The organism is Leptolyngbya sp. AS-A5, from assembly GCF_039962495.1.
GTDB lineage: Bacteria > Cyanobacteriota > Cyanobacteriia > Leptolyngbyales > Leptolyngbyaceae > Leptolyngbya.
This window is the reverse complement of record NZ_JAMPLL010000006.1, coordinates 25,322-48,989: the sequence shown is the minus strand read 5'-3', so window position 1 is coordinate 48,989 and position 23,668 is coordinate 25,322. Positions and strand designations below refer to the sequence as shown.

Genomic DNA, 23,668 nt, shown 5'->3' with positions numbered 1-23,668 from the left:
GATGATGGAAATCGCTGCATAGAAAGTGGGAGAAAGTGTCGTGGCGGTTGTGGTGTTTGATATTGACGGGGTGGTGCGAGATGTCAGCGGGTCGTATCGTCGGGCGCTAGCGGACACGGTGGAGCAGTTTACAGCGGGGCAGTATCGTCCTTCGTCGCAGGAGATTGATGCGCTGAAGGGTGAAGGGGTTTGGAATAACGACTGGGAAGCGTCGCAGGAATTGATTTATCGCTATTTCGAAGCGCAGGGGCAAGGGCGCGATCAATTAAATTTGGATTACGGTGCGATCGTTCAGTTTTTTCAGTCGCGTTACCGGGGAACTGATCCGATTAACTGGACGGGCTATATTTGCCAAGAACCGTTGCTTTTAAGTTCAGATTATTTGAATCAACTGAGTGAAGCGGGGATTCAATGGGGATTTTTTAGTGGTGCGACTCAAGGCTCGGCGAGGTATGTGTTAGAGCGCAGAATCGGTTTAGAGTCCCCAGTGCTGATTGCGATGGAAGATGCGCCCGGAAAGCCTGATCCAACGGGGTTATTTCTAACACTGGAGCGATTAGAGGATGAGGGCGATCCGGTGCTTTATGTCGGGGATACGGTAGCCGATATGTACACGATCGTTGAAGCCAGAAAGGTTTATCCAGAGCGATCGTGGATCGGGGTTGGAGTGTTACCGCCGCATGTGCAAGAGACAGGGGCGCGATCGATCGCTTACGGAGAAACGTTGAGACAGGCAGGAGCGGCGATCGTGCTGAGTAACGTGAAAGAGTTAACTCCAGAAGTTGTAAAACAATTAATCACCCAAAGTTAATTGCAAATTTCAGGGTGGATCTAACTTACGTGCTGCTTGTCGTTAGATCCATTTGTTCGTTTCTGATGAAAAACTGCTTTTTTTTCACAACAAACTGCCTGTTTCTTACGACAAGCTTCCTGTTTCTTAGGTTGGGCTTCAATGAATTAGGTTTATTAATGTTGTTGTAACGACGATCGCGATTTTTAGCTTATTTGCTTATCGTTTTTGAGAACAATCAAGATCCTTATGAAAAAGCAAAAGGCGATCGTGATGAAGCTGGTCGGAATTTCAAACGAAGATTAAACTGGCGTGAGTCTCCAGCAAAGATGTGCCTAGGGAAAGGGTGAAAGAAACAGAGTTGTTTCTTAGAAGTTCGACGAATTTTTCGCTTCGTTGATGTCCAGTCATGCCCCCTCAATCCCCCATTCTGGGGGACTTTGAAGATTGGAGAACTTCCCCATATTTGGGAATGGCTTTGCTTTAAGTCCCCCATTCATGGGGGATTTAGGGGGCGACTCGTAGATTCAAACGCAGCCAAAAACTTCTGTCAAACTGACGTTAAACTGTGCCATTTTTTAAGCTTAGGCAAATTAAATCCAAAAATTATGACCCGCAAGGATTAAACTTGCGGGTCATTGTGCGATCCTATTTCGATTCAATCTCTACGATTTGAGGCTGAGAAAATTCTCTAGTGCGATCGTCATGGTTGGAGGCCAGCGGCGGACAGTCTTCACCCAGTCAAGGTCTTTATACCGTTTGTCGAGTCCGACCGCAGATACCCATTGGCTCTCTGCTTCACCTTGCTTGCCTTGTGCCCAAAGCGCGGCGGTTAAAGCCGCTCTCATGTCCGCGAACTTCGGATATTTACGCACCAAGTTTCTCATCGTGCGAATTGCCTCTTCAGTCTGCCCAAGTTGGTATTGAGCCAGCGCATAGTTCGCGCGAGCAAAGGCATAGTCTGGAGCAGAATCGGCAGCTTTGAGGAAATCTTTTGCGGCAATCTCCCATTGTCCGAGTCCGGCTTCCGCGTTGCCGCGATTGTTGTATGCCGCCGGATCGTTTGGATCAAGTTCGAGCACCTTGTTGTAATCGGCGATCGCTTCATCCCACTTGCCTAAGCCCTCTAATGCCGTACCGCGATTGAGATACGGGTCAGGGGCGCTTGGATCAAGCTCGATCGCTTTATTGAAGTCTTCGATCGCGCTTTCGAGTTTGTTTTGGCTAACTTTAGCGTTACCGCGATTGCTCCAAATAGCAGGATTGTCAGGCATCAGGTCGATCAGTTCCGTCCAAAAGGTTTCAGCAGCGGCAAAATTACCTTTATTGGTGGATTCAAACGCTTGCTGTCTGAGATTTGCCAACCGCTCGAAAACTGAAGTAACAGACGGCATCTCAGAGTCAGCCAAGACCGGAACCGGATGCCACGCGAAAGAGAGCGCGATCACGACAATCAGCAAGGATTTGAACAGATGACGAAACATGAAACCTCCAAGACTTTAAGACAGAAGCGCCAACTGGTTATCAGGCGGAGTGTAGCCCAGATGTTTCCAAGCGGCAGCCGTGGCGACGCGACCACGGGGAGTACGGCTAAGATACCCAATCTGCATTAGATACGGTTCATACACTTCTTCGATCGTTTGAGCATCTTCGCCAGTCGAAGCCGCAAGCGTTTCAAGTCCAACAGGCCCGCCATTATGTCGTTCGATCATGAAGCTCAACAAGCGGCGATCTGTCCAGTCAAGACCGCAGGGATCGACGTTGAAGAGTTGAAGCGCTTCAGCGGCGATCGTGCGATCAATGTCCCGCATAGATTTTACTTCAGCATAATCGCGGACTCGTTTCAACAAGCGATTGGCAATCCGAGGAGTGCCACGAGAGCGACGGGCGACTTCTTCGGCTCCGTCGGTAGTGAGCTTCATTTTGAGCAGGGCAGCCGTGCGGAGAACGATTTGCGAGAGTTCGTCGATTTCGTAAAAGCGCAAGCGTTGAATCAGACCGAAACGATCGCGCAGCGGAGAAGTTAACGCCCCAACTCGCGTCGTTGCCCCAACTAAGGTAAACGGCGGTAACGGCAGCGATTGAATTTTGGCGGACTTGCCTTTTCCTAAGGGAATATCCACCCGAAAGTCTTCCATCGCGGGATAAAGTAGTTCTTCTGCGACCTTTGCCAGTCGATGAATTTCATCAATGAACAGAACATCTCCGGGCTGAAGCCCAATCAGCAAGCCCATAATGTCGCGAGGACGTTCTAAAGCAGGAGCGCTGGCAATTTTGCATTTCACGCCCATCTCTTGCGCCAAAATCAGCGACATGGTGGTTTTACCCAGTCCGGGAGGTCCATAAAGCAATAAGTGATCTAGAGGTTCATTGCGAGACTTCGCGGCACGAATCGCAATATCCAGCACATCCTTCAGGTCTTTTTGTCCGACATACTCATGGAGCGACTGTGGACGGATTTTTTCTTCGAGTTTGCTGCGTTCTTCAGGCTCCGGTTCGGCTTGGAGAATGGTTGTCTTTGCGGATTGAGTATCACCAGCGGGGACAGACTGCACCATGACGGACAACTCGCCAGAGGACGCAGAAGCTTTATCCCGATCGTTGGGCTGTTTTTTAGATGAAATGATCGCCATAATTGTGAACAATCATACCTAGAGACATCGAACATGGAGATTCCGTCTACCTTTTCCGTCTCGGATTCGATTTCGTTTGAGGGCGCGATCGAACTCACTCAATCACTCCTTCAAGAAGTCGAACAACGTCGCGTACCGGAACCTGAACTTGAACGAATCATAACTGCATTAGTACAAAGTGAGAATGGTGCGCGAGGATTTTTTGTCACTTATTTATCTGACGATCGCGAGTTTATTGATCAAATCCTGCCAACCGTCGTGTCAGCGCTGTTGAAATCCGAGGAGACTGTCGGAGATCTACTGGCAAAAAACTTAGCCATGTCTACGGGAATGATTCTGACTCATACGCGCAACCAAAACCCACAGATGGCAGCAGGTTCAGCACGGGTGCAACGTCGAACAGAGGCAATTATTAAGCAAATGCAATCGTCCAAAGTTGATCAACATCTCGATCAATTGAAAACGACGATCGAGACCGGAACCGGAGAGTATCAGCGCTTTCTAGAGCGTTGGAAATATGACGCAGAGCAAAAAGCCGCAATGTTAGAAGCAATCAAATCTGCGCTCTCAACCTGATATCCTGACCAAAAGCGAGGTGAAAGGAGTTCTCTGTGCTGGTACCTGTGAAAGTTGCGGCGCGTAAGTTTGGAAGGGTTTTACATTTGCTGCCTGTGCCGCCGCACTGGTGGATGAAGTTAGACTTGCTCAAGACCCTGGTTCAGCGCGATTTAGAAGCAAGATACAAAGGCTCCGTTCTAGGGAATGCTTGGGCGATTCTGCATCAGCTTGCACAGCTATTAGTATACACGTACTTATTTTCGATCGTTCTTAAAGTCAAATTGAGTCTTCGCGGACTACCTACTAACGAGTTCACGTTTGGATTGTGGTTGTTTGCGGGGTTAATTCCTTGGACAGCTTTTGTTGCGGGCTTGAGTGGCGCAGTCGGTTCGGTCATCGGTCAGCCAAACTTGATTAAGAAAGTCGTGTTTCCGCTGGCGCTGTTGCCTTTGGTTCCGATTTGTACAGCGCTGGTAGAAAGCTCGTTTGGCATGATGTTGCTGATTACATTTATGGCAATCAGCGCCAAGACGATTCACTCAACGGTGTGGCTGTTGCCCGTGGTATTGTTGCCGCAGTTGCTGTTCACGGCGGGATTAGGCTACTTGTTTGCCGGATTGACGGTCTTTCTACGCGACATTCCCCAAACGATCGCGGTGCTGCTGAGTTTATGGTTTTATGTCACTCCGATCGTATATCCTGCGTCGTTAATTCCTGAAGCTTGGCGGTTCTGGGTGTTTTGGTTCAATCCGATGACGGCGATCGTTGAAGTTTATCGCGATGTGTTTCTCGTCGGTGAAATGAAGCACTGGCATGAATTGGGCGTATTGTGGGCAATCGCAGTCGTTGCGTTTGCGCTCGGGTTTGGGGTCTATCGGCGGTTGCGTCCGGCGTTTGCCGACGTAGTTTAATACGGGCATTAAGATGGCGGAGTGAGGTTAAGAGGAGGCTTATGGACGAGATTGCGATTTCCCTAAAGAATGTCTCGAAGTGTTATAAGCGCTATGCTCATCCGGTCGATCGACTCAAAGAAATTCTCTTGCCTGGAAAGAGTCGGGCGGAGTCATTCTGGGCGATTCAGGACATTGATTTAGACATTTCAAAGGGCGAAACGGTTGGAATTGTCGGGCAAAATGGCGCGGGAAAAAGTACGCTGCTGCAAGTGATTACGCAAACGTTGACTCCGACCACGGGAAGCTTGAGGGTCAACGGTCGAATTTCGGCATTGTTAGAGCTAGGTAGCGGATTCAATCCAGAGTTTACAGGACGACAAAACGTATTTTTTAATGGTCGAATTCTGGGATTGACTCAGGCAGAAATCGAGGAAAGATTCGATAGAATTACGGGATTCGCTGACATCGGAGACTTTATCGATCAGCCTGTTAAAACCTATTCCAGCGGGATGTTTATTCGACTGGCTTTTGCCGTTGCCGTGAACACTGATCCGGACATCTTGATTGTTGATGAAGCACTGGCAGTTGGAGATGTCTTTTTTCAGCAAAAATGCTTCACGCGATTGAGAGAACTGCAAGAATCGGGTGTGACGTTGTTGTTTGTGTCGCACGATTCGGGGGCAGTTTGTAAGTTATGCGATCGCGCGATTCTGATCGAACACGGGAAGGTTGTTTTAGATGCCACACCTCGGCAAGTTGTCGATTTATACGAAGCAAAACTATTAAAACGAAAAGATCAGACTCCAAACAGCATTGCTATCACCATGCCCGATTCACAAGGAAAGTCTGATCAAACCGCAGTGATGAGTTCAGGCTCAGTCAAACCCCAATTCGTTCAGCTACTCGATGAGCACGATCGCGTCATTCACACGGTTTTGAGCGATGCTGAAATTAAACTTGCGATCGCGCTTGAATTTCTAGAGTTTGCTGAAGATCCGCACGTTGGCTTTAAGATTCGCGGTCGCACTGGAGAAGTAGTGTTTGAATCGAATACCTGGTGTATGCGGCAAACGATCGGTAAGGTGGAAGCGGGAACCTCGATCGAAGTGCGCTTTCTATTCAACGTTCCATTGCCTCCAGGTGAGTACACCATCACATTAGGCGTTGCGGATGGCGGCATTGGTCAATACGAATTTAAGCGATCGTTGCTGATGCTGCATGACACGATGACTTTGAAGGTGCTGCAAAATCCAGATTCAATCAACTGGAGCGGCATGGTTAATCTGTCGCCGCAGTTTGAAATTTACGCAAAAAACGTGAGCTTGCGATCGCAGGAGACGCTTTCTGAGTTGAAGTAATCCGAATTAATTTGTGAAACCAACACCTGACCCTCACCCTAAATCCCTCTCCCTGAGGGAGAGGGATTTAGGGTGAGGGCAAATTTATCCCTTCTCATAGATCGACCCATAATGCTGCTGTCCGCATCTTTGCTTGAGCAAGTTAAACCCTATACGCTTTGTACGCCCGATCGACTGGAAAATCTCGCGGCTCTTTGCAATTACCTGAATGCCCATGCAATTCCAGGAGATTTTGTCGAATGTGGAACCTATAAGGGCGGCTCAGCCGCGATTTTGTCCAAGTTCCTCGAACAACGGCATCTTTGGCTGTATGACAGCTTTGAAGGAATGCCGACGACCACAGAAAAAGACGGCGAAGATGCAAAACGCTGGATCGGGGAGTGCGTGGGAACGATCGCAGACGTGAAAGCCGTTCTCCGTGCAGCCGGCACCCGCGAATCTTCCTACACAATTAAACCCGGATGGTTTGAAACTACGTTTGGGCAAGAGCTACCGCAGCAAATTGCACTCCTACACTGTGATGCCGATTGGTATGATTCGGTCACTTTGGTTCTAGAGACCTTTTATCCGCGAATCGCGATCGGCGGCTGTGTGATTCTCGACGATTTTGGACATTGGGAAGGCTGTCGAGAAGCTTTTTATGATTTCTGCAATCGACAGGGTGAGAAGCCTGTTTTAGAACGGATTGGAACCGATCAAGCCTTTTGGATCAAAGGTCGATCAAATAATCGCATTCCCATTTCTCAAATCAACCATTCTGGCAATCAGTCGTTTGAAACCCTTCAAGCATTAGAGCAGAAGCTACAAACCATTCAGCTTGAACTCGAACACGCCCGATCGACGATCGCCGCAATGGAAACTAGCAAATTTTGGAAACTTCGATCGCTGTGGTTTCGTCTGAAAAACTTGGTTTAACCTCTATCAGAGGCAATCGAACGGCGTGACCAACGGAAATCCTCAGTCACTTGGTATACTACTGGATGCGATCTGCACCTTCAAAACACGAGTACTCATGACTTCTAGCGATTCATCCACTCCGATTGTCGATCAGATGCCGACAGGGGAGCGTCATATTCCTGTCCAAGCTGGAGAGGATACGTCGCTTGCTAACGTCGATCACATGATTCGATATGCGATGGTGGCTCCGTTCGTTCGCGGAAAACGAGTCTTAGATATTTCCTGCGGCACAGGATATGGGACGCAATTCATCGCGCTGCAAGGTGCGCGAGAAGTCATCGGCGTAGATGTGGATCAAGCCTCGATCGATTTTGCCTCGAAATATTATCAGCATCCGCAGGTGACTTATTTGCAGTCAGATGCCCATTATGTCCAATCGCTCGAAGATGCTTCGTTTGATTTGATTGTTTCGTTTGAAACGATCGAACATCTGCCGCATCCTCGACAATTTCTGGCTGAAGTGCGACGGTTGCTTAAGCCCGATGGGCAACTATTTTTATCCTGTCCAAACGATCATCGCGTTTCGCCCTGGATTAGTCCCTATCATTTACATCGCTTTCGGTTCAACGAGTTTCGCGATTTGTTTTTGAGCTTGTTTGGGGAAGCGGTATTTTTTGGGCAGCACTATATTGTCGCAAGTTGTCTCGTTAAGCCGATCGCTCCCCAGTCTAAAGTGTCGCAGTTTGATGCGTACCAAAACAGCTTGCCCGACGGATTCTTTGGACAGCATTATTTAGAGCATCTATCGTCGATCGAACAGGCTGATGGTTATCTCGCTGTTGTCGGTGTAGACGAATCTGAGTTAACCAACCAAATCAGTTTGTCGCAATCCGCTTTTCAATCGCTTCTGAAATCGGTGTTTCATGCACAGGGGGCAGGGGTTCAACAACAGCACGATCGACTTCAAGTTCAACATCTGCAAGCCCAGTTAAATCAAGCTCAACAAACCGTCCAGCTTGCCCAAACCAGAATTCAAGCAATGGAAAGCAGCAAATTTTGGCAACTGCGAAAAGGCTGGTTTGGCATCAAACGCAAACTGGGTTTACCCGTAAACGAATAATTATCTTTTAGAGAACTGAATCGAAAATGTCAAAGCGGATTGTCTGTACAACGACCACCAAAAATCATTTGGCTTATGCAAGAACGCTAGCAGAAACGCTGCTGGAGCATAATTCAGATGCAGAACTTTATGTTTTATTAGCCGATCGATTAGACGATGCCTTTGATCCAGATTGTGAGTCATTTAAGTTAATTTCGCTTGAGGAGTTACCCGACCAGCACTTAGTTGAGCAAATGACGTTTTACTACACGCCATTTGAGCTTTGTTGTGCATTACGAGGCGTGTTACATCAATACATTTACGAAACCCTTGCTCCAGAAAGCTGGATTTTTCTAGACTCTGATGTGATGGTTTGCCACTCATTAGAAGCGATTTTTGAGCAGTTGTCTCAGGTTTCCATTTTATTATCGCCGCACGTCACCACTCCGATTTCGCTCGATCGTGCCCCCAATCTAGAAGTAACTTTGCTCAGAGGTGGTACTTACAACGGCGGATTTCTCGGGCTCCGGCGCACAGACGAAGCCTATCGATTTATTAACTGGTGGAAAACAAGACTCGCTTACTACGGGTTTGCCGACCCGCAAGTGAGTGATCCGCGTGGATTGTTTGTCGATCAGCTCTGGCTCAATCTTGCTCCTGTCTATTTTCAAGATTTTGGGATTCTTTGGCATCCGGGTGCGAATATTGGTCACTGGAATTTTTATGAGCGGCAGTTTGAGCGCGACCCTAACGGCAACGTTCTCGTCAATGATCAACCGCTCTTGTTTTTGCACTTTAGCGGTTGGGATTTGTTTAATCCGTATCAAGTTTCAAAATATAGTTTGCTTGCCTACGAGGAGCAGTTCAATTCACCGTGGGGAAAGATGGCAAAACTTTATCGTGAAAAACTGCTCAAAAACGGTTACGAAGCCACAACTTCTTTACCTTATGCGTTTGCAACATTTCAGAATGGAACACCGATCGATTGGGTGACGCGGCGCGGCTATTACGAGGAGCTAAGACGCGGAACAGAAGCAGACGGCTCACCCTTCGATCATCCTGAATATGCTCAAACCCTGTCTTATCGCCCTAACAGCACTCAGTTTTTAGCAGCACAATTGCATCAAACAGAGCAAACGGTTCATCAGCTTCAGACCCAGGTAGAGCAGGCTGAAGCCACGATCGCGCAACATCAGCAAACAATTGCACAACAGCAACAAACAATCGAACAGGCCGAGGCCACGATTGCACAACAGCAGCAAACAATCGAACAAGCCGAGGCCACGATTGCACAACAGCAGCAAACAATCGAACAGCAGCAACAACAGATTCACGAGAAAGACGGTATGCTTGATCAAATTCAATTGCGGTTGCAGGCAATTGAGAATAGTAAGTTCTGGCAATTTAGAAATCTGTGGTGGAAGCTTCGGCGATCGCTGGGACAATCTGATACTTTAGCGCAGTAACTTCTCGCAAGAGACAGAATTGTGAACGGTACAATTAGACCGAATTCTGGATGTGATTCAACAGATGTAATTCAACAAGGGAATGGTGGAGATGGGAGCGGATCAAGTTCAAATTGATGTCGATAAGTTAATGCAGCAGATTACTGAAGATGTTGCCAATCGTCCACTAATTCCGATCCCACTTCCAGCTTCTGAGGTCGTTCAAGAGCCAGTTCAGTTGATTGCTCGTCCGTCGCTGTGGAAAAGAGCTAAGGGCAGAAGTAAGCGGTATGCGTTAGCAATTGCTCGGCGAGCCAAACACTTAGGGTCACGAGCGCGGCAATCGCTTGCCGCAAAAAAGCACAAGCTTAAAGCAATGATTGTGCAATCCAAGCCTGCCCCTCCAGTTGTTGAAACATCTATCGCGCCCCCCCAACCCGTTCCGCCTCCGGTGGTTGAAGTACTGATCGAACCCTTTGTAAATCGCAGAGATTCAGAGATTCGGATTGCTGTTTTGACTCCTTGCTTAGTCGATGGCGATGCCGTGGGAAACGATGTGATGGGAATGTATCACGTCTTAATGAAGCAGGGCTATGTGTGTCAAATCTTCTGCGATGTCTGGACAACCTCCGCTGTAGAGGTGAAGCACATCAGCCAAATCAAATCATTCTTGACTAAACCTTCAGATATTTTGATTTATCACTATTCTGTGGGTTGGGATGCTGCCTTAGTTCCGATTCGAGAAATTGACTGCAAGAAAGTGGTTAAATATCACAACGTAACACCGCCGCAGTATTTCGAGAACTTTAACCCAGACTATACCAACGTCTGTCGGGCGGGACGCGCACAGCTTCAAACGATCGCCAACCTTCCAGGAGCAACTTATCTATCAGATTCTGCCTATAACGCTGGTGAGCTGCTTGAACTGGGTGTATCGCCTGAAAGTAGTTCAGTCTTGCCCCCGTTTCATCATATTGACAGCTTACAGTTTACAGAGCCAGATTCTTCGGTTCTAAACGCTTACCATGATGGCAAGTTCAACATTCTCATGGTGGGTCGATTGGCTCCGAACAAAGGTCACGCTGCGTTAATTGAAGCCTTTCATCATTATTACCGCTATTACAACCCCAACAGTCGCTTACTAATTGTAGGTAAAGCCGATCCCCGCTTAGACAAGTACAGTAACTTTCTGAGCCAAAAGGTTGCAGAATTAGAACTTGCAAATGCAGTCGTATTCACCGGAGGCGTTTCTGCGGAGGCGCTGAAATCGTATTATTTGGTATCGCACGCTTTCATGATTACAAGCGATCACGAAGGATTCTGTGTGCCGCTAGTCGAAGCCATGTCGATTAAGTTGCCGATCGTCGCTTATGGCTCCACTGCCATTCCACACACGATCGATAAAGCAGGCTTAGTGTGGTCGCAAGCTGATCCTGCCCTACTTGCAGGTTCGCTCGATCAAATTGCAACCAGCGAGTCTGTAAGCCGTCAACTTGGTCAATTGGGTTGGCAACGCTATGAAGAGGTATTTTCTAATCGCAGGATCGAAGCAAAATTTCTTCAGTTGATCAATCATTTAGCCGTAGAGTCGAAATGAAACGAATTGCACTGGTTGTTCAACGCTGTCATCCGAGTATTGTTGGTGGCTCAGAGTCCCTGGCTTGGCAATATGCGACCCTGTTGCAGAATCAATTTCAGGTGGATATTCTCACGACAACTGCGCTGGACTACAAAACCTGGGCAAACGATTTACCCATTAAGTGCGAGACCCAAGGCAACATTCGGATTTTCCGGTTTGAGGTGACGATCGAACGTAGTGCATTCTGGGAAAGGTTACATGAACGTTTGCTGCACGATTTTCATCGGGGTCGATCGCTCTCCTATTGGACAACTGCGCTACAGGAAGAATACATCCGACAGCAGGGGCCTCATTCTACGCCGTTGCTCAAATTTCTGGGTGATCGTCATGCAGAGTACGAAGCCGTTCTCTTTTTCACGTATTTGTATTCCCCAACTTATTTTGGGGTCGAGCAAGTGCCGGCTGAGAAGGTTCTGATTGCGCCAACGCTGCACGATGAAGCACCCGCTTATTTTCGCGTCTATGGGGATATGGTTCACAAGGCACGATCGCTGATTTGGCTGACCCACGCGGAGCAACAATTCGGGCAGGCGCTTTGGGGAAAATTGCCCGGAAAAGTGATTGCAATGGCGATCGATACAGACTTACACTCGCCCATGGAATCAGACTATCCCTACATCTTGTACTGCGGTCGAATCGACGCAGGTAAAGGCTGCGCCGAGTTGATCGAGTTTTTTACTCGGTTTAAGAAACGCTACCCGTCGAAGCTGCGGTTAATCTTGACCGGACAGAACCACATGGTACTGCCGCAGCGCGAGGATATTGAGTTTCTTGGATTTGTTTCAGCGACGATGAAATTTCAGTTGATGGCAGGCGCATCGGTTTTTGTGATGCCCTCTCCTTACGAAAGCTTCAGTATTGTGACTTTAGAAGCAATGGCACAAGTTACGCCAATTTTAGTGAATGGCGCTTGCCAAGTTCTAGTTGAACATGCGGAGCGCAGCGAAGGCGGTAAAATTTACACCGACTACACCAGCTTTGAGCATCACCTTAAAGACCTGTTATCAGACCCAAGCCAGCAGGAAAGAATGGGCAAATTAGCCAGACAATATGTGTTGCAGAATTATTCATTCGAGCAAATTCAGAAAAACTTGATTGAGACAATTCAGTACAATACGTGAGCGATCGTTTGCTATTTTTTGTGAGCTACTGGCAATTCAATGATTGTTGCAATTGCAGAGGAGCATTGCAAAACAGGCAAACCGGAGTAAGCTGTAAGGCGAACTGAGGCATTGAGTGCGTGAAGGAGTGGCAAGTACGATGAAAAGAGCATTGATTACCGGATTAACTGGACAAGATGGGTCGTATCTCGCAGAGCTTCTGTTGCAGCAGGGCTATCAAGTGTTTGGGCTAGTGCGACGATCGAGTTCGGGCAATGTCGATCGCATCAGTCATCTATCGGGAACGATCGAGATTTTGTCGGGTGATTTGCTCGACCAGTGTTCTCTGATGGATGCTATTTCTTACGCACAACCAGATGAACTCTACAATCTAGCTTCTCAAAGCTATGTACCACTCTCCTGGACACAGCCCGCTTTAACGGCGGAATACACCGCTTTGGGTGTGTCTCGGCTGCTGGAATCGATTCGCCGCTGTAAGCCGGATGCTCGATTTTATCAAGCTTCAAGTAGTGAAGTGTTTGGGCAACCCGACGAGTCACCGCAAACAGAACGCACTGCTTTTCGACCTAGAAATCCTTATGGTGTCGCGAAGGCGTATGCCCACTGGATGACCATCAACTATCGGCAACAGTACGGTCTTTATAGCTGCTGTGGTGTGACCTACACGCATGAATCTCCACGACGCGGAACTGAGTTTGTGTTCCGCAAAATCACACGCGGAGCAGCGATGATCAAGATGGGACTGGCAAAGGAATTGAAGCTGGGAAATCTGGATGCTAAGCGGGATTGGTGTTACGCCAAAGATGCAGTCAGAGCGATGTGGATGATGTTGCAGCAAGAGCAGCCGGATGATTACATTATTGCGAGTGGCGAAACGCATTCGGTTCGAGAATTGGTGCAGACGGCGTTTGATTGCGTGGGGTTAAATTGGGAGAACTATGTTTCAGTTGATCCAAACTTCTACAGACCCGATGAAGAAGTGCAATTAGTCGGGTCGATCGATAAAATTCGCCAACAGCTAAACTGGGAGCCGCAATATTCTTTCAAGCAGTTGGTTGAGTTAATGGTCGATCACGATCTGAAGGAATTGAGCGAGTCATGAGGGTTGCGATCGATGTTACGCCTTGGATGTCAAAACCCAGTGGAATGGGACTTTATGTCGCAAATCTAGTCCAAGGCTTAACAACGTTGCAAGCGACTGAATTTTTTGATTTGGAGCTAATTTATCAGCCTCGATTGAAGAATTGGCTCACAAGAGATTTAGCGTTTCCAGAGTATTTGCAGCCGTATTCTAATCTGAGGTTGTTTCCATTTCCGGTACGAATTTCAAATCTGTTTATTCAGCTTCCATTGCTGTCCGCTCATTATTTGGAAAGTTATTTTAATCAGGCTGACATTGTTCATGGAACAAACTACACCGTTTTTCCAATTCCGGGAAAGCGCAAGGTGATGACAATCTATGATGTGAGTTTTGTTAGATATCCTGAGTATTCCAACTCTACGGTGAGGGCTTATACCGATCGCTTAAAGAAATGTCTTGAATGGACGGATTTAGTTCTAACCATTTCACATAGTTCTAAGCAAGATATTGTTGAATATTTAGGCGTTGATCCGAGTCGAATTTGGGTAACTCATCTAGCAAGCCGTTATTCTCAAGTTGAACACCCTAAATTAGAACCATCTAAGCCTTATATTTTGTTTGTTAGCACGATCGAACCTCGAAAGAATATCAAGGCATTGATTTCTGCGTTTGAATACTTGAAGAAAAATTATCAGATCGACCATGAGCTACTTCTAATTGGGCAAAAAGGCTGGCTTTACGAACCGATTTTTCAGCAAATTGAACAATCTTTCTATCGCTCCTCGATTCGGCATTTAAGCTATCTAACAGATGCTCAGGTCGCCCAGTTTTATCAGAATGCTGATGTTTTTGTGTATCCATCGCATTATGAAGGATTCGGAATGCCCGTGTTAGAGGCAATGACTTTGGGCACGCCCGTTGTCACCAGTAATACTTCATCATTGCCAGAGGTAGCGGGAGATGCAGCAATTTTAGTTGAGCCGACTGATATTCAGCAAATCGGAGAAGCAATTTTTAAGGTGATTCACGATCGTCCCTTCCGCGATCGTTTAATTCAAAAAGGCAGAGAACAAGCTAAATTATATTCTTGGGAAAAGACAGCAAAAGCAACGTTAGAAGCTTATCGATCGATTCTGTGATATTAATCAACCTCGCATTTCTAGCCTCAAAGCCCACAGGTCATACAGTGTATGCCAAAAATCTATTGCCTGGTTTAACTCCCCTTAAACCAGTGTTATTAACTGGACAAGATATTCCTGATTATTCCTGTTATAAAATTTCAGATCAGTTGACTCCAGATCAAGGAAAAAAAGGACACTTTAAGCGCTTGAAATGGACTCAGTTTGATCTGCCTAAAATCTATCAAAAGCTTCAAGGCAACCTTATTTTTTCTCCAATTCCTGAAGCCCCAATATTCACGAAATGCCGCTACGTTGTAACCTTACACGATTTTATTCCGCTGCGATTCCCACGCTTTACGTCTCCTCTAACACAGTATTACAGATACTATATTCCTCACGTTCTGAATCAAGCTCAGCATATTTTGAGTGATTCAGAATCGACCGCAAATGATGCGATCGCATTCTACAAAATTCCAGCCAACAAAATCACTGTTGTTCCATTAGCTTACGACAGCCAACATTTCAAGTTTCTCGATCTGTCAACGCAAAACTATTTTCTCTATGTGGGAAGACACGACGCTTATAAAAATATTGGGCGATCGCTCACCGCTTTCTCTCAACTTCCGGAAGACTATGAATTTTGGATTGCAGGCTCACCCGATCCAAGATTTACCCTTAGTTTAGAGGCACAAGCTGAGGAGCTAGGAATTCGCGATCGCGTCAAATTTCTCAGCTATGTTTCTTATGCCGAACTGCCCGAATTAATTAATCGTGCGATCGCGCTTGTTTTCCCTAGTTTATGGGAAGGATTCGGCTTACCTGTGCTAGAAGCAATGGCGTGTGGAACTCCAGTGATTACCTCAAATCTTTCTTCACTGCCTGAAGTCGCGGGAGATGCAGCACTACTCGTTGATCCGTACAAAGAAAGCGCGATCGCAGAGGCAATGAAATTGATCGTGACTGATAGCCAACTACGCCATCAACTGCACCTCAAAGGACTCGATCGTGCCTCAAACTTTAGCTGGCAAAAAACGGCAGCTCAAACCGCTGAAATTCTCAGCCAGTATTTGTAAGCCTACTTCTTCGCCATCAGCATAACCACGCCACAAATAATAAATGCCACTCCAAATAAGCGAATTACTGGAATCGACTCATTAAACAGAAATTTTCCCATCATCACTGAGAATACATACTGCAACGCTACCGCAGGCGCGAGAATACTTAACGGAACACGAGTGAGCAATAAGATATACAAAATGGCGCCAACTCCGTAGCAACAAAGACCAATGACCAGTTCAGGTATTGTTGCAATTCCGAGAACATGACTGATTGCATTACTCGCTGTCACTTGACCGAGCTTCAGCGCTCCGGACTTGAGGAAAAACTGACCGCTCACACCAGCAATGATCGAACCTAGAAACAGCAAAAATTCTTGAACACTCACAAGTAATCCTTAAGTCATTCATTTCATATTCAGTGTACAGCCCGCTTGAACACCCACCAGGAAATCCAATTCTTAAGCTACGATTTGTCTTGAAGTGAAATACAAGCCGATGGACTCTTCAACCTCTGTTAGACCCACTTACACCGATGAGCAGATTTCAGTTTGGTTACGCTGCTTGCTGACTTTAGCTTGGGCAGATGACAATTTCGATGCCGCTGAGCAAGAGTTGATTGTCTCGCTCACCGATCATCCCTTAACTCAGGAAGGAGCCGCACGATCGTTCCCTGCTGCTTCTGACGATGAACTGCGAGCGAGCTTCGGATCAGATGCAGACTTAGCTGAGAACTTCTTGAGAACTGCAGTGATGGTATCTTTAGCCGATGGTTCTTATACCTCAGCCGAAGATGCAATCCTAGAGCAGTTTTGCCGCACGTTGAATTGTGGAACTGAGATTCTAGAAAGTCTGCGGCTGACCTTGTGCGATTGCGCTCAGTCGTCTGAAACTCACGCTCCTCACTCCAATCTTCATCCTCATTCAGATCCCCATTTAGATGTGTTGAAACCAGTGCGATCGTGGCTCGATCGCACTGAGATTCACGATCCGAAAGTGGCTCGATTCATCTGCAAAATGATTCCGCCCCAGTGTCCCTTCGAGCGCACGATTACCCTATTCGGGCACAAGGTGATTCACATCCCGCCGCTTTGTAAATTGAATCCGCTTTATGATCAGCTAGTCGGAATTCGCTTCCGGGCGCTGTCCTACCTTGCGGATGAATGCGGCGAAGATGTGGCTCCTTATTGCTGAGGATAAATTAGGATCTTATAGGTATCGGGTGTTGGAGAAACTGCACGATCGACCGCTTTTGCTAAATCTTTAAGTGGGAAGCGATCGCTAATCAACGCATCAACATCAATTCGCCGTTGAAACACAATGTCGGCGGCTAGTTGCTGCACCCGATACGAGGAACTGTAACTGCCCATCAAATCGATTTCGCGCCGATACAGCACATTTGGATTGATCGGAATTTCGACTTCATCGGGAAACTCTGCAAAGAAGAGAATTTTCCCACCTTTGCGGGTGCAATCGATCGCCTGAAAGAATGCTTTATCGCTGGGAACCGCCAACAAACTAACATCGACTCCCATTCCTTGAGTCATCGCCTGAATTTTGCTCGAAAGATCAGCATCCCGCGCATCAAAGGCGGCATCGGCTCCGACACTTAGCGCTTTCTCGATCCGGGACGGGAGCAAATCGGTAGCGATCGCGCTTGCTCCAAAATATTTCACCAGCATGATAAACATCAGACCGATCGGCCCTGCTCCCGTAATCAAAACGGTCTGTCCTGGCTGAATCTGCGCTTTCTTCACTGCCTTTAAGCAGCAATTCGTCGGTTCAACAAAACTCGCTTGCTCAAACGTCACATCGTCGGGAATTCGCATCAATCCCCCGTTTCGCACAATATGTCCCGGAACTTTCACATACTGAGCAAATCCGCCACCGCTCGGCACAAATCCGGCTGTCGTCGTGATGTTCTTGTACACCTCACACATCGAGAAATTCTCGTTCAGACAATAGGCGCAGTGCATACAAGGAATGTGATGCAAAACGATGACGCGATCGCCAGCATTCCAGTTTTTCACTTCTGTTCCAATTGAAGCGATCGTGCCTGCGGTTTCGTGCCCAAAAATCCGAGGCGGCTCTAGCAAGGGATACTTGATCTTTTTAATATCCGACTGACACAAGCCCACGACTTGCACCTGTACTAACACTTCGTCGGCTGCAATTTCGGGTTTTGGAACATCTTCGTACTGGAGTTGATTCACTCCACGAAAGACTTGCGCTTTCATAGTTGGATGAATTGGAAGGGGTCGATCGAGACTCTACCACTAACTTTCTATCTTGCTTAGATAAACTGAAGAAAAATCTCTACTTTAAAGACCTGCTAGATAGATGGCATTTGCAGAGGCTTGCTTGGTGCGAATGGCAGAACTTTATCCAAGCAGTTCTGCTTTCACGATCGCACCCTGGAACTAAAACCACTTGCTCAAAACTCCATTCACCGAGATGATTGAGAAGATTTTTAGCTTAGAAAAACAATGCGGGAACTGATTGCAGATGTGCTGGTTGTGGGAGGCGGAACCGGAGGAACAGCCGCAGCAATTCAAGCCGCAAGGCGGGGAGCCAAAACAATTTTAGTCAGCGAATTTTCCTGGCTCGGTGGAATGCTCACCAGTGCAGGTGTTACCGCTCCTGATGGGAACGAACTCGCAGCCTTTCAAACCGGAATTTGGGGCGCGTTTTTACGAGAACTAGAACAGCGTCAGCCTGGAGGACTCGATAATGCTTGGGTGAGTTTCTTCACGTATGAGCCGCACATCGGAGCCGAAATCTTTGCCGATTGGGTGAAAGTCTTGCCGAATTTACGGTGGATTCAAGGCGAAACACCAGAGAAAGTTTTAAGAAAAGATAATCGCATCCTCGGAGTCGAATTCCAAACCGTCAAAGTCGAGGCAAAAATCACGATCGATGCCACCGAACTCGGTGATCTACTCGAACTCGGAGACATTCCCTATCGCTGGGGCTGGGAACTGCAACCCGAATTCAACGAACCGAGTGCCCCGATCGCACCCAACACACTCACTCAAACTTACCCAGCCCAAGCCCCAACTTGGGTTGTTGTGATGCGCGACTTTGGCGAATCAAACGCGCCCGAAATCCTCAAACCTCTAAATTACGATCCAACCAAATTCGAGAAAGCTTGGACAAACTACGGAGCCGAAGCCTTTCTCAATTACGGACGCTTACCCGGCGATCGCTTCATGATCAATTGGCCCATCTCCGGCAACGATTACGGCGAAGGTTTGGAACGCTTGCTCAACCGAGAAACCCGCACCCAATTCCACCAGGAAGCCAAAGATCGCTCCCTCAGCTTCGCCCACTTCATCCAATCCCAACTCGGAAACCGCTACGGACTAGCAGAAGACACTTTCCCGACAGGCGCCCTTGCACTTCATCCTTACTATCGAGAAAGCCGCCGACTCATTGGAATCGCTACGCTACGTGAACAAGACTTACTGCCGCAAGAACGAGTCGCTCCCTTACCGTATCGAGTCGAAGCGATCGGCTGCGAATACGCTGAAAACTTCTGTCAATCGATCGCGATCGGCAACTACGCCAACGATCACCATTATCCGAGCGGCGATATTCCCCTCAAACCCAAATCAATTCGCTGGGGAGGACGCTGGACAGGAACGCCCTTCACAATTCCCTACAGCTGTCTTGTACCGCAAACGATCGACGGCTTCCTTGTCTGCGAGAAAAACATTTCCGTCACTCACATGGCAAACGGTGCAACCCGATTACAGCCCGTCGTTTTAGGCATCGGACAAGCCGCAGGGATGGCAGCCGCACTCTGCATCGAGCAAAACTGTCAGCCGCGAGAGTTAAATGTGCGATCGCTCCAACTCGCCTTAATCACTGACCCGGCTGCTCCTGCTGCTATTTTCCCACTGTTCAATCTGTCGCCTTCTCACCCCGAATGGCTGTACTGGCAACGCTACTATATCAACCATCCAGAAAGCTATCCCAATAACGGTGAATGCCCTGCAAACTCCAGAACGCTATCTCCCAGCGCAACGGCTCAACGCTTTTCAGGAAGATTCGATCGTAAAGCAATACAGGACTATGAATTGACTTTGAGCGATCGCCCCAATCAAAGTTGGGCGCTTATCACTTTAGAAACAGAAATCAATGCTCACCTCCAGAGCATCCCATCCGGGCAAATACTGAATGGATTTGGCAAATTTAACTACTCAGGAAATTGGGTCTTAGTAGAAGCACTGAACTAGAAGTTCTCAGACAAACACTAACAGTTGTCAATCTAGTAAAGCTACTGAATTTTATTGGGTTCATTTATTTCGTCCTGATCTAAAAGCTTCATAGCTGTAAAGAGATAGGTTACCCTAAGAATGTATCTCCTATGAATGCTCAAGTTCTAGTTGCGCTTTTTATCTCGCTTGTCGGAGTAATTACTGTCAGTCAGCACACTGAAAATAGCAATAATCTCACCTCTCAGTTTAATGTTGCTCAAGAGGTTCAGCCGTTTGTTGATCATAGAGGGAGCGGACGAATTTATACCGACGCTGTGACAAACGAACTCTAATCTTTTCGTGCGGTAAGGGTTTCCGAAAAAAGTTTCTTCAGAACGCAGACAACCCTTCTAACGTTTGTTTCCCAATCAGAAATAACTTTCCATCCTAGAAACAAAGGCTATAGAATTCGACTGTTGAGTTTCGGCTGAAGTTGGGCAAGCTCAAGACAGCAAGTTGTCATCACACACATTAATGTAAACTTGGCGGCGGCTTCCTAATTATAAAGTTTTGCCTTACAGAAAGTCCGTGCGATTACGGATCGCAGTCTCTCACTGTAGACTAAACTTTACGACTGTTTTGACTGTGTTCCTGTTTCAGTGGTGGCGCTTGATATGACCAATGACCTCGATCTGATCAAATTGCTCAGCCCTAGCGCGATCGATCAGATCATGTTGTATCTTGCCTTTAGCGCTATGCGAACCGGCGGACACCGACATGGTGCATTTCTCGATGCCGCAGCCACGGCTGCCAAATGCGCGATTTATATGACGTATTTGGAGCAGGATGGCAATCTCCGGATGACGGGGCATTTGCACCATATTGAACCAAAACGAGTCAAAGCGATCGTCGAAGAAGTCCGGCAAGCCCTCAGTGAAGGCAAATTACTCAAAATGCTAGGGTCTCAAGAACCTCGGTACTTGATTCAGTTGCCCTACGTCTGGATGGAACACTATCCCTGGCTGCCTGGACAATCGCGGGTTCCGGGAACAAGTTTGACTTCGGACGAAAAGCGCCTGATCGAACGAAAACTGCCGCCTAATCTTCCAGATGCTCAATTGATCAATTCTTTCCAGTTTTTAGAGTTGATCGAATTTCTGCATACTCGCTCGCAAGAAGATCTACTCGAAGAACAACGAATGCCCCTGAGTGAAGCGCTGGCAGAACATATTAAGCGACGGCTTTTGTACTCTGGCACTGTCACCCGCATCGACTCGCCTTGGGGAATGCCGTTTTATGCGCTCACTCGGTCTTCCTATTCTCCAGATGACCACGAAGAACGAGCCTACGTCATGATCGAGGACACAGCGCGGTTTTTCCGTTTGATGCAGGACTGGGCACAGCGTCAAGGGCGGGTGATGCGCGTGTTAGAAGAATTGGATATTCCAAGCGATCGGGTGGAAAGCGCGATCGCAGAACTTGATGAAATCATTCGTAACTGGGCGGATCGCTACCATGCAGAAGGCGGAGAGCCGTTTGTCGTGCAAATGGTGTTTGGTTCTGCTGAATTGTGATCAGCCCTCACATTACGCAATTTAAAGTTTTGCAACTGTCTGAAAGAGTGTAACAACACGCCAGAGTACACTAGGCATTGATTCTGAGAGTAAGCGGTTTTATATCGTGAATTTCAGAACTAACAGATGATGCCAAGTCATAAGCACTAATCTGGAGCCTTCCATAATATGTCGCATACGGTCAAAATCTATGACACCTGTATTGGGTGTACGCAATGTGTTCGGGCTTGCCCGACCGATGTTCTAGAGATGGTTCCCTGGGATGGGTGTCGTGCGGGTCAAATCGCATCTTCGCCTCGTACCGAGGACTGTGTTGGTTGTAAGCGGTGCGAAACCGCTTGTCCGACCGACTTCCTCAGCATTCGGGTTTACCTCGGCGCTGAAACAACACGCAGTATGGGTCTGGCTTATTAAGGCAAAACTTCATACAGCAATCATTTTTCATTTATGTGGGTTCAAAGTTATGGGGGCAGTTCGCCCTCTTTTTTTTGCCCTAAATCCAGGCTGAGAAGTCCTGACTAAATTGTGCCAGAGACAACAGGTGAACGCGATCGCTCTCTTTTGACTGCTGCCGCTCCGATGCCGTGTTGTAGCCCCAATCCGCCAGAAATAACTCAACTTGCGTAAGGGTTTCTTGTTTCTCTACTGCTTCTAAGGTTTTCAAGCGATCCTCAATGAACCAAATTGAAGCCGTTTCTCCATACGCTTGTCTCAGTTCACTCAAAACTTGCGGCTTAGGACGCTTCGATTCTTTACCGTAGACCTGTTCGGGTCTGAGTTCAATTCCCTGTTGATGTAGTAGCTGCTTGATGAATCGCCCTTCTTTGGTACTGATAATTACGAAATCAGTTGAACTGCTCAGAACCGATCGCAACCGCTCCAAAACTCCTGGATAAAATTCGTGTTCTGCGAGCCAGCTTTCTAGATCTGTTGCGATTAATTGATCTCGAATCGTATCAACGATCGCACCCACCTCTAAAGGCTTCAGATGATTGTCTGTAACGATTTGAGCCGCGATCGCAGTCCAATTCTGAAAAATTTCTGCTTCGGTGATTCCTGTAGCCAACGCTCGAATCACGAGCGGCATTTCCCAGCCTGTCTCAACCACGGGACGCAATCGGTAAAATGCAGGTGCGATCGTTGCGTCTGGAGGCGCTGTAACCTGCCAAATTTGCGCGTAAGCCTTCCAAGCAGTCTGAAAATACTCCTTCAGCCCATCGCAAATCACACCGTCGAAATCGAGCGCTAGAACGCGGGGAATCACAGACATTTTGTTAGAAAATGGCAACTTCCTCAAAGTAGCGCATTATTCGTCCGCGATCGCTTCAACTAATGGGCGCTTCGTGCTGGTCGTGACGATCGCGTTCATCGCATCCGGGCTAACAATGCCGCCAGAAATAATCACCTTAAACGCATCTTCGATCGGCATCGACAAGTTAATCACGTCCGTTTCAGGCACAACCGCATACCAACCTGTTGTGGGATTCGGAGTCGTGGGAATGAACACGCTCAGCATGTCATGCTTAAAGTGCGATTGCACCTCAGCTCCGATTGCACCTGTGACAAATCCAAGCGACCAAACGCCCTGACGCGGATACTCCACCAACACCACGCGGCGAAACTTACCGCTTGAATCGCGCAGAATCGTCTCTAGAAGCTGCTTCAGCGTCTTGTAAATTGCCCCTGCAAGCGGAATCGCTTGTAGCACCTGTTCGCCCACATCAAGCAGCCAACGTCCGGCGATATTTCGCGCCATCAGCCCGATAAATAGAATGCTGAGCAACGGAACCGCTAAACCCACTCCAAAATTGAGCAGATTCACCAAAAATGGGTTCAAGCCGTCAAACGGGTTTAGCTGCTTAGGAACACGAGTGAGAAAATTAATGACCCAAGTCGCGATCGTATAACTCAACCAAATCGTCGTTGCTAAGGGAATGACAACGAGCAACCCGGCAATCAGATCGTTTTTGAGGTCTTGCTTAAGACGATGGATCACAGACACCCTACTCTCCTTCATCTGGGGCAATTTCTGCCATTAATATAATTTGGGAGCGGAGACAAAAGTTAGCACGCTCCCAAAGCACTGATTGTAGCCGCGCTACTTTATTTTTAAAGCCTGTAAAGAAATGTTGCAACTTTAGGAAGGTTTCTAAGCTGAATCTCATTATTTAATCATTGATTCCCCTTCGACCATATCCGAATGGA

Annotated in this window: 23 protein-coding genes; 17 read left to right on the top strand and 6 right to left on the bottom strand. The window is 47.5% G+C overall.

Annotated elements, in window-relative coordinates; translation table 11 throughout:
• The first annotated feature begins 25 nt into the window (after positions 1–25).
• Positions 26–811 (top strand): TIGR01548 family HAD-type hydrolase, encoded by a 786-nt coding sequence (locus NC980_RS09885; protein WP_190378994.1) that lies wholly within the window; start codon positions 26–28, stop codon positions 809–811.
• Positions 812–1,455: 644 nt separating this feature from the next.
• Here the strand turns inward: NC980_RS09885 and NC980_RS09880 are convergent.
• Both NC980_RS09880 and ruvB read right to left on the bottom strand, forming a co-directional pair.
• Positions 1,456–2,274 (bottom strand): tetratricopeptide repeat protein, encoded by an 819-nt coding sequence (locus NC980_RS09880; protein ID WP_190378993.1) that lies wholly within the window; start codon positions 2,272–2,274, stop codon positions 1,456–1,458.
• 15 nt (positions 2,275–2,289) lie between these two features.
• Positions 2,290–3,423 carry a Holliday junction branch migration DNA helicase RuvB gene (gene ruvB / locus NC980_RS09875; protein WP_190378992.1) on the bottom strand — a complete coding sequence of 378 codons (1,134 nt, stop codon included), beginning with the start codon at positions 3,421–3,423 and terminating at the stop codon, positions 2,290–2,292.
• Between the two features lie 33 nt (positions 3,424–3,456).
• Here ruvB and NC980_RS09870 point away from each other — a divergent pair, with 33 nt between their 5' ends.
• The 11 genes from NC980_RS09870 (at position 3,457) to NC980_RS09820 (ending at position 15,708) form a co-directional block, all read left to right on the top strand.
• Positions 3,457–3,999, top strand: a complete 543-nt coding sequence (locus tag NC980_RS09870) for a hypothetical protein (RefSeq protein ID WP_190378991.1) — start codon at positions 3,457–3,459, stop codon at positions 3,997–3,999.
• 47 nt (positions 4,000–4,046) lie between these two features.
• Positions 4,047–4,892 (top strand): ABC transporter permease, encoded by an 846-nt coding sequence (locus NC980_RS09865; RefSeq protein ID WP_190379147.1) that lies wholly within the window; start codon positions 4,047–4,049, stop codon positions 4,890–4,892.
• Positions 4,893–4,933: 41 nt separating this feature from the next.
• Positions 4,934–6,232 (top strand): ABC transporter ATP-binding protein, encoded by a 1,299-nt coding sequence (locus NC980_RS09860; protein WP_190378990.1) that lies wholly within the window; start codon positions 4,934–4,936, stop codon positions 6,230–6,232.
• Between the two features lie 111 nt (positions 6,233–6,343).
• Complete coding sequence (locus NC980_RS09855) at positions 6,344–7,147, top strand: TylF/MycF/NovP-related O-methyltransferase (RefSeq protein ID WP_190378989.1); 804 nt, start codon at positions 6,344–6,346, stop codon at positions 7,145–7,147.
• A 97-nt stretch (positions 7,148–7,244) separates the two neighbouring features.
• A complete protein-coding gene (locus tag NC980_RS09850; protein WP_242027159.1) occupies positions 7,245–8,249 on the top strand; it encodes a class I SAM-dependent methyltransferase in 1,005 nt (334 codons plus the stop codon).
• 26 nt (positions 8,250–8,275) lie between these two features.
• On the top strand, positions 8,276–9,694 hold the full coding sequence (locus tag NC980_RS09845; protein WP_190378988.1) for a glycosyl transferase, group 1: 1,419 nt from the start codon (positions 8,276–8,278) through the stop codon (positions 9,692–9,694).
• 91 nt (positions 9,695–9,785) lie between these two features.
• Complete coding sequence (locus tag NC980_RS09840; RefSeq protein ID WP_190378987.1) at positions 9,786–11,270, top strand: glycosyltransferase family 4 protein; 1,485 nt, start codon at positions 9,786–9,788, stop codon at positions 11,268–11,270.
• Positions 11,267–12,433, top strand: a complete 1,167-nt coding sequence (locus NC980_RS09835) for a glycosyltransferase family 4 protein (protein WP_190378986.1) — start codon at positions 11,267–11,269, stop codon at positions 12,431–12,433. The genes NC980_RS09840 and NC980_RS09835 overlap by 4 nt, the downstream gene beginning before the upstream one ends.
• Positions 12,434–12,572: 139 nt before the next feature.
• Positions 12,573–13,535, top strand: coding sequence for a GDP-mannose 4,6-dehydratase (locus NC980_RS09830; RefSeq protein ID WP_190378985.1), 963 nt, complete (start codon positions 12,573–12,575; stop codon positions 13,533–13,535).
• On the top strand, positions 13,532–14,653 hold the full coding sequence (locus tag NC980_RS09825) for a glycosyltransferase family 1 protein (RefSeq protein WP_190378984.1): 1,122 nt from the start codon (positions 13,532–13,534) through the stop codon (positions 14,651–14,653). The genes NC980_RS09830 and NC980_RS09825 overlap by 4 nt, the downstream gene beginning before the upstream one ends.
• A complete protein-coding gene (locus tag NC980_RS09820; RefSeq protein ID WP_190378983.1) occupies positions 14,650–15,708 on the top strand; it encodes a glycosyltransferase in 1,059 nt (352 codons plus the stop codon). The genes NC980_RS09825 and NC980_RS09820 overlap by 4 nt, the downstream gene beginning before the upstream one ends.
• 2 nt (positions 15,709–15,710) lie before the next feature.
• Here NC980_RS09820 and NC980_RS09815 read toward each other — a convergent pair whose 3' ends face one another.
• On the bottom strand, positions 15,711–16,079 hold the full coding sequence (locus tag NC980_RS09815) for an EamA family transporter (RefSeq protein WP_190378982.1): 369 nt from the start codon (positions 16,077–16,079) through the stop codon (positions 15,711–15,713).
• A 109-nt stretch (positions 16,080–16,188) separates the two neighbouring features.
• On the opposite strand from NC980_RS09815, the gene NC980_RS09810 reads away from it, so the two are divergent.
• Positions 16,189–16,884, top strand: coding sequence for a Mo-dependent nitrogenase C-terminal domain-containing protein (locus NC980_RS09810; RefSeq protein ID WP_190378981.1), 696 nt, complete (start codon positions 16,189–16,191; stop codon positions 16,882–16,884).
• Here the strand turns inward: NC980_RS09810 and NC980_RS09805 are convergent.
• Positions 16,875–17,927 (bottom strand): alcohol dehydrogenase catalytic domain-containing protein, encoded by a 1,053-nt coding sequence (locus NC980_RS09805; RefSeq protein WP_190378980.1) that lies wholly within the window; start codon positions 17,925–17,927, stop codon positions 16,875–16,877. The two genes, NC980_RS09810 and NC980_RS09805, sit on opposite strands and share 10 nt — an antisense overlap.
• 249 nt (positions 17,928–18,176) lie before the next feature.
• Here NC980_RS09805 and NC980_RS09800 point away from each other — a divergent pair, with 249 nt between their 5' ends.
• The 4 genes from NC980_RS09800 (at position 18,177) to psaC (ending at position 21,877) form a co-directional block, all read left to right on the top strand.
• Positions 18,177–19,928, top strand: coding sequence for an FAD-dependent oxidoreductase (locus NC980_RS09800; RefSeq protein WP_190378979.1), 1,752 nt, complete (start codon positions 18,177–18,179; stop codon positions 19,926–19,928).
• 131 nt (positions 19,929–20,059) lie between these two features.
• Complete coding sequence (locus NC980_RS09795) at positions 20,060–20,242, top strand: hypothetical protein (RefSeq protein ID WP_190378978.1); 183 nt, start codon at positions 20,060–20,062, stop codon at positions 20,240–20,242.
• A 321-nt stretch (positions 20,243–20,563) separates the two neighbouring features.
• Positions 20,564–21,463 (top strand): heterocyst differentiation master regulator HetR, encoded by a 900-nt coding sequence (gene hetR, locus NC980_RS09790; RefSeq protein WP_190378977.1) that lies wholly within the window; start codon positions 20,564–20,566, stop codon positions 21,461–21,463.
• A gap of 168 nt (positions 21,464–21,631) precedes the next feature.
• Positions 21,632–21,877, top strand: coding sequence for a photosystem I iron-sulfur center protein PsaC (gene psaC, locus NC980_RS09785; protein WP_009458117.1), 246 nt, complete (start codon positions 21,632–21,634; stop codon positions 21,875–21,877).
• 79 nt (positions 21,878–21,956) lie between these two features.
• Here psaC and NC980_RS09780 read toward each other — a convergent pair whose 3' ends face one another.
• Both NC980_RS09780 and NC980_RS09775 read right to left on the bottom strand, forming a co-directional pair.
• The gene (locus tag NC980_RS09780) at positions 21,957–22,733 is read right to left on the bottom strand and encodes an HAD family hydrolase (protein ID WP_190378976.1); all 777 of its coding nucleotides are present in this window, start codon (positions 22,731–22,733) and stop codon (positions 21,957–21,959) included.
• Positions 22,734–22,769: 36 nt separating this feature from the next.
• The gene (locus NC980_RS09775; protein ID WP_190378975.1) at positions 22,770–23,480 is read right to left on the bottom strand and encodes a DUF502 domain-containing protein; all 711 of its coding nucleotides are present in this window, start codon (positions 23,478–23,480) and stop codon (positions 22,770–22,772) included.
• Positions 23,481–23,668 lie beyond the last annotated feature (188 nt).

What these genes read in the sequence shown, in the direction of transcription:
- NC980_RS09850 (WP_242027159.1), top strand. Translation starts at nt 7,245, where the DNA reads ATGACTTCTAGCGATTCATCCACTCCGATTGTCGATCAGATGCCGACA.
- NC980_RS09870 (WP_190378991.1), top strand. Translation starts at nt 3,457, where the DNA reads ATGGAGATTCCGTCTACCTTTTCCGTCTCGGATTCGATTTCGTTTGAG.
- hetR (WP_190378977.1), top strand. Translation starts at nt 20,564, where the DNA reads ATGACCAATGACCTCGATCTGATCAAATTGCTCAGCCCTAGCGCGATC.
- NC980_RS09775 (WP_190378975.1), bottom strand. Translation starts at nt 23,480, where the DNA reads ATGAAGGAGAGTAGGGTGTCTGTGATCCATCGTCTTAAGCAAGACCTC.
- ruvB (WP_190378992.1), bottom strand. Translation starts at nt 3,423, where the DNA reads ATGGCGATCATTTCATCTAAAAAACAGCCCAACGATCGGGATAAAGCT.
- NC980_RS09780 (WP_190378976.1), bottom strand. Translation starts at nt 22,733, where the DNA reads ATGTCTGTGATTCCCCGCGTTCTAGCGCTCGATTTCGACGGTGTGATT.
- NC980_RS09835 (WP_190378986.1), top strand. Translation starts at nt 11,267, where the DNA reads ATGAAACGAATTGCACTGGTTGTTCAACGCTGTCATCCGAGTATTGTT.
- NC980_RS09860 (WP_190378990.1), top strand. Translation starts at nt 4,934, where the DNA reads ATGGACGAGATTGCGATTTCCCTAAAGAATGTCTCGAAGTGTTATAAG.
- NC980_RS09840 (WP_190378987.1), top strand. Translation starts at nt 9,786, where the DNA reads ATGGGAGCGGATCAAGTTCAAATTGATGTCGATAAGTTAATGCAGCAG.
- NC980_RS09845 (WP_190378988.1), top strand. Translation starts at nt 8,276, where the DNA reads ATGTCAAAGCGGATTGTCTGTACAACGACCACCAAAAATCATTTGGCT.
- NC980_RS09825 (WP_190378984.1), top strand. Translation starts at nt 13,532, where the DNA reads ATGAGGGTTGCGATCGATGTTACGCCTTGGATGTCAAAACCCAGTGGA.
- NC980_RS09810 (WP_190378981.1), top strand. Translation starts at nt 16,189, where the DNA reads ATGGACTCTTCAACCTCTGTTAGACCCACTTACACCGATGAGCAGATT.
- psaC (WP_009458117.1), top strand. Translation starts at nt 21,632, where the DNA reads ATGTCGCATACGGTCAAAATCTATGACACCTGTATTGGGTGTACGCAA.
- NC980_RS09880 (WP_190378993.1), bottom strand. Translation starts at nt 2,274, where the DNA reads ATGTTTCGTCATCTGTTCAAATCCTTGCTGATTGTCGTGATCGCGCTC.
- NC980_RS09805 (WP_190378980.1), bottom strand. Translation starts at nt 17,927, where the DNA reads ATGAAAGCGCAAGTCTTTCGTGGAGTGAATCAACTCCAGTACGAAGAT.
- NC980_RS09830 (WP_190378985.1), top strand. Translation starts at nt 12,573, where the DNA reads ATGAAAAGAGCATTGATTACCGGATTAACTGGACAAGATGGGTCGTAT.
- NC980_RS09800 (WP_190378979.1), top strand. Translation starts at nt 18,177, where the DNA reads ATGCGGGAACTGATTGCAGATGTGCTGGTTGTGGGAGGCGGAACCGGA.
- NC980_RS09795 (WP_190378978.1), top strand. Translation starts at nt 20,060, where the DNA reads ATGAATGCTCAAGTTCTAGTTGCGCTTTTTATCTCGCTTGTCGGAGTA.
- NC980_RS09855 (WP_190378989.1), top strand. Translation starts at nt 6,344, where the DNA reads ATGCTGCTGTCCGCATCTTTGCTTGAGCAAGTTAAACCCTATACGCTT.